This is a genomic window from uncultured Fibrella sp. (assembly GCF_964250085.1).
Lineage (GTDB): Bacteria > Bacteroidota > Bacteroidia > Cytophagales > Spirosomataceae > Fibrella.
Window position 1 is genome coordinate 203,287 of sequence record NZ_CAXUEC010000001.1, and the last position, 12,954, is coordinate 216,240.

Consider the following 12,954-nt stretch of genomic DNA (forward strand, 5'->3'; position numbering starts at 1 on the left):
TTTGGCGTAGTTCTGCCAGGTAGCAAAACTGCTGTAGAAAACGTCCCCTCCCTAACGGGGAGAGGCTGGAGTTGGTGTATTTTTAGTCTGTTAAGTCGTTGTATAACAGCAGGCTACCTTCTGTGATGACGGTTTCGCCGGGCCGGACATTGCCTTCAACGAAGGCATAGCGCGACGTGTTTTTTTCTACTTTCACTTCACGTACCTCATACTTCTCTTTGCCCGTTTGTACGACCACGTAGTAATGATCCCGGTCGAAGACGACGGCTTTCTGGGGAACGGCCAGGGCGTTACCGGCTGTGCCACCGCCATTGTTACCTACGTGTACGTGAATGGTGGCGAACATATCGGGCTTTAGCAGGCCTTCTTTGTTGTCGAGCACAATACGCACCTTCAGCACCCGCGCCTGTTCGTCGAGAACATTGCTAATATTGTCGATGTGGCCACGGAAAATCCGGTCGGGGTAGGCCAGCAGTTGAACGTCGACTGCCTCGCCCTGTTTAATCTGCGGAATGTCCTGTTCATACACATTCGCCATAACCCAGATGCGCTGGAGGCTCGAAATGGTGTAAAGCGGATTCTGGTTGTCAGAGCGTAAATCCTGACCGGTATTCACGTTTTTTTCCACAATATACCCGGCAATTGGTGCTTTCACCGTGAAGTAAGGTTGTCCGGTATTCGCATTGGCGCCGCCATAAACCCGCAGCACATTCGTTGACCGGCCTAGTTCTTCCTGCGCTTTCTTGAGGTTGTTGCGGGCGGTGATCAGATCAGTTTGCGACGCGAAACCAGCTTTATACTGGGCTTCCGTGTTCTTCACCGCCTGTTGTGCCACTTCCAGATCAGCCTTATCGGCCTGATAGCTATTGACGTAATTCGAGATATCGCCCGACCGGATCACGGCCAGGTCTTGTCCCTTCTTCACATAAACGCCCAGCGTTACGTTGGCTCTTTCGACGTTGCCCGACACCAGTGGAAACACCCGAACTACATTGTCCTGGTCAAAGGTGACCGTACCGTTGAGGATCAGTTCGTTTTCGGGGTTCATCCGCCGCACCGAATCGGTAAGATAGCTGGCGGTAGAGTCGGCATCAGACGTAGGTACGTTGGCGGCCTTCTCATCTTTGCTCCCGCACGCGGCCAACAGGCAAACGGCGAGAAGTGGGAAAATTGAATGGATCGGTTTCATATGAATGTTTACCCCCAGCCCCTCCCGTAGCGGCAGACCGCCCACGTTGGGAGAGGGGCTTTTTAGAAAAACTTCGTGTTCGTTACGAAATCAAGTTGTTGCTGACTCTGGAAGACGTTATTGAGCAGGTTGATGTGGTTAAGTTGTGCCTGCTGGTAGGTACGTATCTTGTCCAGATAATCGAGGAGACCGATGGTGCGGGCGTTGTACGCCTTCGACGCCTCGACGGCAATGTTCTGAATCCGGTCCAGGTACGTTGGTGGGCGGGAGTTTACCTGTTGGTAATAGGCATTCAGCACGTCATAGGCGTTCAGGACGTCGCTCTGCACGATGGCCTGGGCGTTTTCGAGACCAGCCCCGGCACTTTTGGCCGTCAGTTCGGCTGCCCGGATAGCCCCCTGATTTCGATTACGGATGGGTAAGTCCATACTAGCCTGTAGTCCAATGAAATTGGTATAGGCATTTCCGTAGCGTTCATAGAGTAGCCCGGTTGTGAGGTCGGGCGTTCGGCGGGCACGTTCGAGGCTGAGGCTTCGTTGAGCGTTGGTAATTTGTTCCTGTGTCAGGGCCAAATCCGGGCGGTTGGTCAGGGCCGAATCGAGCGCCATACTAAGCGCTGGTGCAGGCTTTGTTTGTAATGATAGTGTAATGGGCAGGATGAAGGTTGGGCTGGCCTGCCGTAATAAAATGCGCAGAGTAGCCTGCTCATCAGCAATCTGATTTCGGTAATTTGAAATATTAGCTTCTAAATCCCGGTTTGCTACGTCGAGGCGCGTTACTTCATAAGTTGCTGCACTACCCGTCTGTAACGCAATCCGGGTTGATTCAACCAATCGCTGCTGCCGGGCTAATTCTTCCCGAAACAGGTTCAGGGCCTGTAGGTCAAAATACAGATTGGCGTAGGTCGTATATAACTGGTAGCGCAGCGACCGTAACACATCGCGAAAAGCAATTTGCGATAGTGTACGGTTGCTCTCTGCCAACGCAACCAGTTTTGATCGTTTCCCGGCCAGCGTGATCACCTGCTGCAGTTGCACCGCGAAGTAGCCACTATTGAAGGTTTGCTGCTGTAGATCGGCCTGTGAGGGTGTTCCGAGTGGTAACACTTTGCCCGTGTTTGGATTATACAGGTTGGTTTGAAACCACAGATTCGGATTTACGCGTAAGCCGGCCTGTGTGATCGCAGCACCAGCAATGTCGATCTGGTACCGTTGGGCCAATAGCTGATAATTGCGGGTCAGTACCTGTTGCTCCAGGTCTGGCAGGCTAATGCGAAGCGTATCGGTAACGGATGGAACGATGGGAGCAGCAGGAGCCTGGGGCTGAGCTTGCCCGGATAAATAACCGAACAGGAGTGAAGCGCAGCATAAGTATTTCCACTGTGTTGAGCTAACTCCAACTAAGAATTTCATAAAAATCACTAGTCTATGATGTGTGCCATGGTCAGCGCAATAGTAATGCCCTGATTGCGGGTGCAAGTAGCCAGCGTCCTGTTAATGTCTAATTAAACAGTTATTAAGACCTTCTTAAACTAAAATGAGGACGTTTATGCGGTTTTAATTCTGTGTTCACACTCATTTAATGCTGTGCAGATACCTTCGCAGTTACAAATTACACTCAGCTATTCATGCACCTGCCAAGTACTAATTCATTCTGTAAATGCTTATTAATCTTCAGCTTACTTGGTAGTTCGATCGTTGATTTATACGCCCAGAAAGACAACAATAATAACTACCTGGACTCGTCGCAGGCCTGGAGCTTACATTATCAATTCACAACCATTGTGCAGGGACACACAAGCTTCAAAGGCGCTGGGTACGTTGGTCATAATACCCTTAGTGCGTTGCCTGATACCGCGTTATCGGTAACTACGACGTTATTCGTTGGCCGGAAATTATGGAAAGGCGCGGCTATCTACGCCAATCCTGAGATTGCAGGTGGGGTGGGCGTGGGCCATCGGGATGTGGCCGAACCGTATAATCCCGCCCTCTACAGTGCGGCGGTAGGTATTGCTGGCTTCCCCAATGGCGAAAGCTTTCGGATTGGTAGTCCAAAACCTGCCGTTTATATGGCCCGGTTTTTTGTTGAGCAGGTTTTTGCGCTCAACGATGCACAACCAGAAGATATTCAATCGGAAGCAAACCACGTAAAACAACGTCGTCCCGACTCGCGGGTGGTTATCACGGCCGGGAAGTTTTCGGTTGCCGATATCTTCGACAATAACAGGTATTCACACGATCCCCGAACGCAGTTTTTCAACTGGTCGCTGATGAGTTACGGTGCCTGGGATTATCCTGCCAATACGCGGGGCTACACCTGGGGGCTAGCCGTGGAGTATGTCAAGCCGGCTTATGAGTTGCGGATTGCTTACAACCTGATGCCTCAGACTGCTAATGGTAATGTTCTTGACTGGACTATCAGCCAGTCGGGTGGCTTAACCATCGAACTGGAAAGTCGATATCGAGTATTGGCGCAACCTGGCACCGTTCGATTACTGGCATTTCGGAATGCCTCGAAAGCACCTGCTTACCAGGATGCCACCCAACGGCTACTCAACGGTACGTACGACACGTCGCTTCCCTACATCTTAAACGGACAGCAGTACGGTGGCGTGAAATACGGTTTTGGCATAAGCCTTGAACAGCCAATTGCCAAAAACAGCGGCCTGTTTGCTCGTGCCAGTTGGAATGATGGCAAGACAGCTACCTGGGCCTTTACTGAGATTGACCGAAGCATTTCGGCCGGAGCCTTTATTGCCGGTGGGCGCTGGGGTCGTCCTGAAGATGCGATTGGCATCGCGGCCGTCGTCAATGGTCTGTCGCCCGATCATGCCGCCTTTCTAAACGCAGGTGGCATAGGGTTTATGGTTGGCGACGGGAGGTTGCCGAATTATAAAACGGAGCAGATACTGGAGGCGTTCTACAAAACCCGCCTTACCCGCGCCCTATTTTTAACCGCTGATTATCAGTTAGTCGATAACCCTGGTTACAACGGCGATCGTGGTCCGGTGAATTTGTTTGCCCTACGTACCCATGTGGAATTTTAGTAAGTTTCACCCCACCCCCAACCCCCTAAAGGGGGCTAATGCTCCGCGTCGCTCTGTAATAGCGCATTAGCCCCCTTTAGGGGGTTGGGGGTGGGGTGAAACTCGTCTAGATTTGCCATCTCGCTGACAAGATTAACCAATAAAAAAGCCCAACCGTTGCTGGCTGGGCTTTTCTCATATGAAACACATCGAAGCATTAAACAGCTTCTGAAGTAATTTTCGACCCCAGGTATTCGCGGTTCAAGCGGGCAATGTGATCGAGTGAAATCTCTTTCGGACATTCAACTGAGCAGGCACCGGTAAACGAACAAGCTCCAAATCCTTCGGCGTCCATCTGTGCTACCATGCGCTCGGCACGCTGGCTGGCTTCTGCCTGACCTTGGGGCAACACCGCCAGGTGCGATACTTTCGCCGCGACGAACAACATGGCCGACGCATTTTTGCAGGCCGCTACGCAGGCACCGCAACCGATGCACTGAGCCGCATCCATCGCCTCATCAGCAATAGGGCGGGGAATCAGTGTTTCGTTGGCATCACGGGCAGAACCAGTATTGACCGATACGTACCCACCCGCCTGAACGATCCGGTCGAATGCCGACCGGTCGACCATCACGTCTTTGATAACAGGGAATGCCCGGGCCCGCCACGGCTCAACCACGATGGTATCGCCATCGCTGAACGAGCGCATGTGTAACTGGCAGGTGGTAGCCCCCGTTTGCGGGCCGTGCGCCCGGCCATTGATGTACATCGAGCACATACCGCAGATACCCTCGCGGCAGTCGTGGTCAAAGGCAATTATTTCTTCACCTTTCATGGTTAGCTCGCCGTTCAGCACGTCGATCATTTCCAGAAAAGACATATCAGGAGAGATATTGTCGAGTTGATAGTCAACGAGTTTGCCCTGTGCGTTCCCGTTGCGCTGTCTCCAGACTTTGAGGTTAACTTTCATAGAAGAAGGGTCATTAGGTTGTCATTACGCTACGCTGTCATTGATAGTCATTCATTGCAAAACGGTAAATGACCTCTAATGACAGCGTAGCGTAATGACAACCTATGACATTTATTTATAGCTACGCTGGGTGAGTTTGACGTTTTCGAACTCAAGTTCTTCTTTGTGCAATACTTCAGGTACGTTGTCGCCTTTGTATTCCCAGGCCGATACGTATGTGTAGTTGGCATCGTCGCGAAGGGCTTCGCCGTCTGGCGTCTGGTGCTCTTCGCGGAAGTGACCACCGCATGATTCCTCCCGCGCCAGTGCATCGTCGACCATCAGTTCGCCCAGTTCAATGAAGTCGGCCACACGCCCGGCATGCTCGAGCGACTGGTTCATTTCTTCATTTTCGCCCATCACCCGAACGTTCGTCCAGAAATCAGCTTTCAGCTCCTGGATCATCTTCTTGGCTTTGGTCAGGCCCTCGGCGTTACGTGCCATGCCGCAGTATTCCCACATAATATGACCCAGCGCCTTGTGATAGGCATCAACCGGCTTGTCGCCTTTGATGGTCAGGAACCGATCGATCATGTGCTTCACATTGGCTTCGGCTTCTTTAAACGCCGGATTGTCAACCGATACTTTATCGGCAGGGCCGATCGTAGCCAGATAGTCGCCCAGCGTGTAGGGAATCACAAAATAACCATCGGCCAGACCCTGCATCAGGGCTGACGCACCCAGGCGGTTGGCACCGTGGTCAGAGAAGTTAGCTTCGCCTAATGCGTACAGGCCAGGAATGGTCGTCATCAGGTTGTAATCGACCCACAGACCGCCCATTGTGTAGTGAACAGCCGGATAGATCATCATCGGCGTTTCGTACGGGTTGTCGTCGACGATTTTTTCGTACATCTCGAACAGGTTGCCGTATTTAGCTTCGATGGTTTTTTTGCCGTCGCGCTTGATCGCATCTGAAAAATCAAGGTAAACGGCCAGCCCTGTTGAGGCAACACCACGTCCTTCATCGCACATGTTCTTGGCGTTTCGTGACGCCACGTCGCGGGGAACCAGGTTACCGAAAGCCGGGTAACGGCGTTCCAGGAAGTAATCACGATCTTCTTCTTTCAGGTCGGTTGCTTTCAACTGACCTTTCCGGATTTTCTCGGCGTCTTCTTTCGTTTTTGGTACCCAAACGCGACCATCATTCCGCAGCGATTCCGACATCAGGGTCAGTTTCGACTGGTAGTCACCTTTAACCGGAATACAGGTCGGGTGAATCTGCGTGAAACAGGGGTTACCAAACAGGGCACCTTTCTTGTGCGCCCGCCAGGCCGCCGTTACGTTCGAGTTCATGGCGTTGGTACTCAGGTAGAACACGTTTCCGTAGCCGCCTGTACACAGCAATACTGCATGGGCCGCGTGCGACTCGATCTTACCTGTTACCAGGTTGCGTACCACAATACCACGGGCTTTGCCATCCTGAACCACCACGTCGAGCATTTCGGTGCGGGGGTACATCTTCACTTTACCGTTGGCAATCTGCCGACTCAGGGCCGAATAGGCACCCAACAGCAGTTGCTGACCGGTTTGTCCCCGCGCATAGAACGTACGGGATACCTGTGCCCCACCGAACGACCGGTTGGCCAGCAGACCGCCGTACTCGCGGGCGAAGGGTACACCCTGCGCTACGCATTGATCGATGATGTTGACACTCACTTCGGCCAGGCGATACACGTTGCCTTCGCGGGCGCGGTAGTCACCACCTTTGATGGTATCGTAGAAGAGGCGGAAAACTGAGTCGCCGTCGTTCTGATAGTTTTTGGCCGCGTTGATACCCCCCTGCGCCGCAATACTGTGGGCCCGGCGGGGGCTATCCTGAAAGCAGAACGCTTTCACGTTATAGCCTAATTCGGCTAGCGAGGCAGCGGCAGACGCACCGGCAAGCCCTGTACCTACAACGATGACGTCGTATTTACGCTTGTTGGCGGGGTTTACCAGCTTAAGACTAAACTTGTGCCGTGACCATTTTTCGGCCAGCGGCCCTTCGGGAATTTTTGACTCTAAGTTCATAGACAATCGTTGTTAGGAAAGCTACTTATCCGATTATACCTACGTGTTTTAAGAACATATATACCGGCATGGCTGCAAACAAAACCGGTATGAGAATGGCAAAGACATAAACACCAAGAAACTCGATGAGGGGTGTATATTTTTTATGACGTAAGCCCAGGGTCTGGAAACCACTTTTGAAACCGTGGACGAGGTGATAGCCCAGAGCGGCCATTGAGATAACGTAAATGGCCACGTACCACCACTGCGAGAAGGCGGCCACTACCGTCTTATACAGGTCTTTATATTGCTTACCGTCATACTCGGCCATTGGTACGCTGCCAAAGTGCATCTCGTACCAGAACGTCCGCATATGAAGAACAATAAAGATGAGCAGAATCGTGCCCAAAATTCCCATGTTCCGCGACGACCACGGGCTGTTTGCTTCGGGCTTTGCATACGCGTATTTCACCGGGCGTGAAGCCTGATTGTGGCGCGTCAGAATAAGGGCCATCAGGGCGTGAACGATAATCGACGTGTAGAGCAGGTAGGAAACCGTCATGATCAGCGGATTATGCGTCATGAAGTAACTATACTCGTTGAAGGCCCGGCCTTCGTCACCTTTAAAAAGCTGAAGATTGCCCGCAACGTGAACAATCAGAAACGTACACAGAAATAGGCCTGTTAGTGACATAATCACCTTCCGGCCCAGTGAACTGGCTAACGTTTGGGTTACCCAAGACATAGATTGATTGGCAGAGATAAACAGTTGAAAAACAACAAAACAAGTCTTTTATTTCAGCGAAAAAGTAGCCTCGTAAAGACCGCGTAAAAGTACAGACCGATGGATACGCAAACAAGGTAGCCCCCTGTTTTTTGCCAGCCACAGGTCGTTTTAGCGTATGTTCGCTAACTGCCTGTTTAGCTCCTTTGTTCTGATAAGCCAACACGTACCCGTATTTAGTAGGCTGGCGGGCCCAATCGGTAGGGAAACCGTCGTTGCTCCCGTGTCCTATTTTTCTGATAGCCAGTACAATTGATGAAGCAGTTTGCGCTTGCAAATCTCACAGATGATGGCTATATTTACTCTACTATTTCAGTAAACTAACAAACAGATGAACGCCGGGCACCGCAGTGGTGAAAACCGGCTTTTTTGCGCTTATGGCACGTACCAAATATCATCCTGCACAGCTTCAGATTGATTTTCTGGCCAACTTCCGCCAGATGCTCGTCAGCCTAGGCAACGCCGATAACCTTCCTCAAAACGAGGCCCTCTTTGTTCGTATGACTGACCAGTGGGAAAGTCGGCAGGTGTTACCCGCTGATCTGCTGTTTCAGAAGAGCCCCGTTGAAGCGGTTGTCTATCGGCTTCAGAAAGAAGAAGTACAGGCTGGCACCGACCGCCTACGGTTTCCGACCGATCTGATTGCCGGCGAATTACGCGGCACGCCGGGGTTGACAGGCTTTTCGGCCCTGTTCCGGGAGCAGGGCTGGATCATCCTGCCCGCTGAGCTATCGGGCATGTACAAAAACCTGTTCCTGAATATCCTCACGGCTTCGATTGGTTTGGCCCATCTGTATCCGAACCGTCGCGAATTGCTGGTTGAAGCCGAGAAAGTGGCGCTGGCATCGCTGTTGCCTGAGGCCGAAATGAAAAAATTCTTTGGCATCAAGCTGTCGCGCTTTCCCGACTCATTCCGGAGCGAGGTGTCGAACTACTTCAACCTGCCGTTTGATTATGTGCTGAAGAGGGCGCATCACATGGGGGCAGTTACGGCCGAGGCGGTTGAGGAAGCAGCCAATCCGCGCAGTGTTCGTCCGGCTACCTTGCGTAAGCCTGCCAGTTCGCGAGCTGCGTAGACGCGCACGTAGTCAGCCGTTTAGACCGTATATGTAAAAAGGGTGACCCGTCGGGGTCACCCTTTTTACGTTTGTAGCGGTGCTATTTCCAGACACACAGGTGACGCTGATCAACCTGATATAGTACTAATCGCAGACAGATTTTGCCTGAAGAAAGAATCTTCAAAAAACTTAGGAAACTGCAAACTTTCTGCGAGTTTCCTAAGTTCCGGGTGAGATGAACGTACCTGTGACCGGAAATATTAAAGAGAAAATCCTCTCTGAATCAGAAAAACTGCTTTGGAAATATGGCGTGCGCACGATTACTATGGATGACATCGCACGTCGGCTGGGGATTTCGAAAAAAACGATTTACCAACATTTTACCGACAAGGAAGATATTGTTTATCACGTAGTTAGTCATCATCTGACCAATGAGATCTGCGAGGTTGATAAGATTCTGGAGATTGCCGAAAACCCCGTAGAGGAGATGATCCTGGTATCGGACATGATGCGTCAGCATGCTGATGCGGTCAATCCGAGCCTCCTGGTTGACATCCAGCGCTATTACCCTAAAGCGTGGGCTGCGTTTCTGGAACATAAAGAAAACCGAATTATTAAAGACATCATGGCCAGCCTGCAACGGGGCGTTGAGCAGGGCCTCTACCGCGCCGATATAGACCTGGAAACGATGGCACGGCTCCGCGTTGAACTAATCCAGCTTGGCTTTGATGACCGTGTATTCCCGCATGCAAAAGATATAATGGCCTTACAGGATCAACTGCTGCACCATTTTGTGCGTGGTATCCTAACCGATGCTGGCTTCGTTGCTTACAACCAGAGTATTGATAAGCTTAAAAAGAGTACAATCTGATTCTTCCATAACAATGAAAAATACGCTACACACACGTACCCTGCCACGCTTCGTTCCGGCCATCTGGCTGGCAATGGGCTGGCTGGTTGCCGCTACGCCAGGTACGTCTCTGGCGCAGGTACCTGCGGCGGGGGCACCAACGGGTACGGTGCCTACTCAACCGTCGGTGGGGCAACAACCAACCGGAGCCGCCGCCAGCGGTCAGCAGCCAGGGGCTCAACAACCAGCGGCAACAGGCTCGATCTCGCCAAACGGGCAGGCAACAGTCCCATCTCAGCCAGGTACGTTGCCTGCAGGTACTACCCAGGCGGGTATTCAGACTACGCCGGTCAATCTACAGTCGGGTAACATTTCAACCTTCAATTCAGGGTTGGCTCCGGCCCCAATGGGTTTGAAACCATCGAATCAGCAAGGCGACGGACAGCGGTTCTCGATGCAGGAAGCCATCGATTTTGCGATCAAGCAAAATATCAACGTGCGTAACAGCCAACTCGATGCGGTCAGTGCCGAAGCGCGCATTCGGGAGGTAAAGGCATCGGCGCTACCACAGGTAAGTGCAAGCGGCTCGTTTACCGATAACCTCATCATTCAACGGGCCTTCTTACCTGCCAACTTCTTCGACCCTAAGGCATCGCCTGATGCGCCTGCTGTGCCGGTGCAGTTTGGGGTAAACTACTCGGCCAATGGTACCGTTGCTGTGAACCAGTTGCTTTATAGCGCAGGCCTGAATGTAGGGCTGCGTGCCGCTGCTACGTACCGTGAGTTGGCGCAACGCACTACGCAGGCAACCAAAGTAACGGTGGCCGAGCAGGTAGCGAAAGCGTATTACGGCGTGCTGGTAGCCCGCGAGCGGTCGAAACTGCTCGACCTGAATATTGGTCGGCTTGATACACTGCTGCGCGACACGAAAGCGTCGAACCAGCAGGGCTTTGTGGAACGGCTCGATGTGCAGCGGCTCGAAGTACAGGCCAACAACCTGCGGTCGGATCGGCAAAATGTGGAGAACCTGATTCAACTTAGTTATGCCCTGCTGAAATACCAGATGGGCCTGACGGTAAACGATGAGATCACCCTTAGCGAGCAATTGCAGGACCGCGACCTCGCCGAACTGGAATCGTTGATTGCTCCCGACCCGACGTTCCAGTATCAGAGCCGGATCGAATATTCGACGTTGCAAACGCAGCTAAAACTGGCTGAACTGGACATTGAGTTGTCGAAAAAAGGCTATTTGCCAACCGCTTCGGCGTTTGTTAACTACGGGTATAACAATGGTAAGAACCGGCTCGGCGACATGGTGACTACGCCCTGGCTCAACTTCGCAACGGCTGGTCTGAGCCTCCAGATTCCGATTTTCGATGGTTTCCTGAAGAAATACCAGATCGCTCAGAAACGCATTACGCTTCAGAAAGCACAGAATAGCGGTGAACTGCTGAAAAACTCGATCGATCTGCAAATCCGGCAGTCGAGCATTACGCTCAACAACGGTTTCCAGACCCTGCGAACCCAACTGCGTAACCGCGATCTGGCCCAGGAAATCGTTCGGGTCACCCGCATCAAATACAAGGAAGGGGTTGGTTCCAACATTGAAGTGCTCAATGCTGAAACATCGCTCCGCGAAGCCCAAACCAATTATTTCGCCTCCCTTTATGATTTTCTCATCTCGAAAGTAGATCAGGACAAAGCATTGGGTCGGCTATATACAGGACAATAAAAAAGTTTACTGTTTACAGTTTTCTGTTGGGCTGCCGAGTAAGAACTATCCCTTCAGCGGAGCAACAGCAACCAGTAAACTCAAGAAAAAAATGAAACACACATACATCATTATTGCGCTGCTGGGTACGTTGCTGGCAGCTTGTGGGGAAAAGAAAAGCGACCTGCAAACGAAGAAGGCGGAACTGGATAAGCTGAAAGGCGAACAGGCTGACCTGAGCGCGAAGATTAAAGGATTGGAAGGGGAACTGACCAAGCTTGATCCGGTAAAACGCGAAGAAGCGAAGATAAAAGCAGTGGCCGTGTCGCCAGTAACGGCGGGTACGTTCCGGCATTTTGTGGAACTCCAAGGGTCAGTTGATGCGAAGAATAACGTTCAGGTAACTCCGAAAGGGCAGGGCGGTGTGATTACGGCCATGTATGTAACGGAGGGAACACCTGTAAAGCAGGGCCAGGTGATTGCGAAACTCGACGATCAGATTGTACGTGAGTCGCTGGCGGAGGTGCAAACCCAATTGGCGCTGGCCAATACGGTTTTCGATAAGCAAAGCAATCTCTGGAAACAGCAGATTGGAACGGAACTGCAGTATCTGCAAGCCAAGAGCAACAAAGAATCGCTCGAGCGCCGGATCGCTACGGTTAAAGCACAGTTGGGCCAATCGACGGTAACGGCCCCCATTTCGGGTGTTGTCGATCAGGTGATTGGAAAGGTTGGTCAGGTAGCAGCGCCGGGTATGGGTATTGTCCGGGTGGTTAACCTGTCGAAGTTGAAGGTCGTTGCCAAAGTGGCCGATACGTATGCGGGCACGGTGAAACGGGGTGATGCCGTGCAGGTTGTCTTCCCGGATATCAACAAGCAGATCAACGCGCCGATCAGTTTTGTATCAACATCGGTTGATCCATTGAGCCGGACGTTTACGATCGAGGTTCCGCTTCCGTCAGACAACACGTTGAAACCCAACATGCTGGCTCAGGTGAAAGTGAATGACTTCTCGAAGGCGAATGCTATTGTGATTAACCAGAACCTGATTCAGAATACGGAGAACGGCCAACTGGTGTATATCGCTGTGGCAGAAGGCAACAAGAAGATTGCCCGCGCCAAAAAAGTGGTTGTGGGGCAGAGCTACGGCGGCCAGATCGAGATTACGCAGGGCCTCAGCGCAGGTGATCAACTCATCACGCAGGGCTACCAGGAAGTGACAGACGGACAAACTATTTCTTTTTAGTCATTATGCTGCGCTGTCATTAGGTAGTCATTACGCTGCGCTGTCATTAACAGTCATTCTTTGCCTTTCCAGTAATGACAATCAATGACAGCG

General features: G+C 51.8%; 10 protein-coding genes. 5 read left to right on the forward strand and 5 right to left on the reverse strand.

Annotated elements, in window-relative coordinates:
• Positions 1 to 82: 82 nt before the first annotated feature.
• Positions 83 to 1,189 (reverse strand): efflux RND transporter periplasmic adaptor subunit, encoded by a 1,107-nt coding sequence (locus ACFE8Q_RS00795; protein ID WP_375443444.1) that lies wholly within the window; start codon positions 1,187 to 1,189, stop codon positions 83 to 85.
• Between the two features lie 62 nt (positions 1,190 to 1,251).
• Entirely contained in the window at positions 1,252 to 2,601 is a 1,350-nt protein-coding gene (locus tag ACFE8Q_RS00800; RefSeq protein ID WP_375443445.1) for a TolC family protein, read from the reverse strand.
• 215 nt (positions 2,602 to 2,816) lie between these two features.
• Here ACFE8Q_RS00800 and ACFE8Q_RS00805 point away from each other — a divergent pair, with 215 nt between their 5' ends.
• The gene (locus ACFE8Q_RS00805; RefSeq protein WP_375443446.1) at positions 2,817 to 4,235 is read left to right on the forward strand and encodes a carbohydrate porin; all 1,419 of its coding nucleotides are present in this window, start codon (positions 2,817 to 2,819) and stop codon (positions 4,233 to 4,235) included.
• A 196-nt stretch (positions 4,236 to 4,431) separates the two neighbouring features.
• Here the strand turns inward: ACFE8Q_RS00805 and ACFE8Q_RS00810 are convergent, their stop codons facing one another.
• The 3 genes from ACFE8Q_RS00810 to ACFE8Q_RS00820 form a co-directional block, all read right to left on the reverse strand.
• Positions 4,432 to 5,184: a succinate dehydrogenase/fumarate reductase iron-sulfur subunit gene (locus ACFE8Q_RS00810; protein WP_375443447.1), complete on the reverse strand. Its 753-nt coding sequence runs from the start codon at positions 5,182 to 5,184 to the stop codon at positions 4,432 to 4,434.
• 111 nt (positions 5,185 to 5,295) lie between these two features.
• Positions 5,296 to 7,233 (reverse strand): fumarate reductase/succinate dehydrogenase flavoprotein subunit, encoded by a 1,938-nt coding sequence (locus ACFE8Q_RS00815; RefSeq protein ID WP_375443448.1) that lies wholly within the window; start codon positions 7,231 to 7,233, stop codon positions 5,296 to 5,298.
• A gap of 25 nt (positions 7,234 to 7,258) precedes the next feature.
• Positions 7,259 to 7,957 (reverse strand): succinate dehydrogenase cytochrome b subunit, encoded by a 699-nt coding sequence (locus tag ACFE8Q_RS00820; RefSeq protein ID WP_375443449.1) that lies wholly within the window; start codon positions 7,955 to 7,957, stop codon positions 7,259 to 7,261.
• Between the two features lie 416 nt (positions 7,958 to 8,373).
• On the opposite strand from ACFE8Q_RS00820, the gene ACFE8Q_RS00825 reads away from it, so the two are divergent.
• The 4 genes from ACFE8Q_RS00825 to ACFE8Q_RS00840 all read left to right on the forward strand — a co-directional run bounded on the left by ACFE8Q_RS00825 (position 8,374) and on the right by ACFE8Q_RS00840 (position 12,861).
• Complete coding sequence (locus ACFE8Q_RS00825; protein ID WP_375443450.1) at positions 8,374 to 9,072, forward strand: hypothetical protein; 699 nt, start codon at positions 8,374 to 8,376, stop codon at positions 9,070 to 9,072.
• A gap of 217 nt (positions 9,073 to 9,289) precedes the next feature.
• Entirely contained in the window at positions 9,290 to 9,925 is a 636-nt protein-coding gene (locus ACFE8Q_RS00830; protein WP_375443451.1) for a TetR/AcrR family transcriptional regulator, read from the forward strand.
• A gap of 13 nt (positions 9,926 to 9,938) precedes the next feature.
• Entirely contained in the window at positions 9,939 to 11,636 is a 1,698-nt protein-coding gene (locus ACFE8Q_RS00835) for a TolC family protein (protein WP_375443452.1), read from the forward strand.
• Between the two features lie 91 nt (positions 11,637 to 11,727).
• Positions 11,728 to 12,861, forward strand: a complete 1,134-nt coding sequence (locus ACFE8Q_RS00840) for an efflux RND transporter periplasmic adaptor subunit (RefSeq protein WP_375443453.1) — start codon at positions 11,728 to 11,730, stop codon at positions 12,859 to 12,861.
• The last annotated feature ends 93 nt before the right edge of the window (positions 12,862 to 12,954 follow it).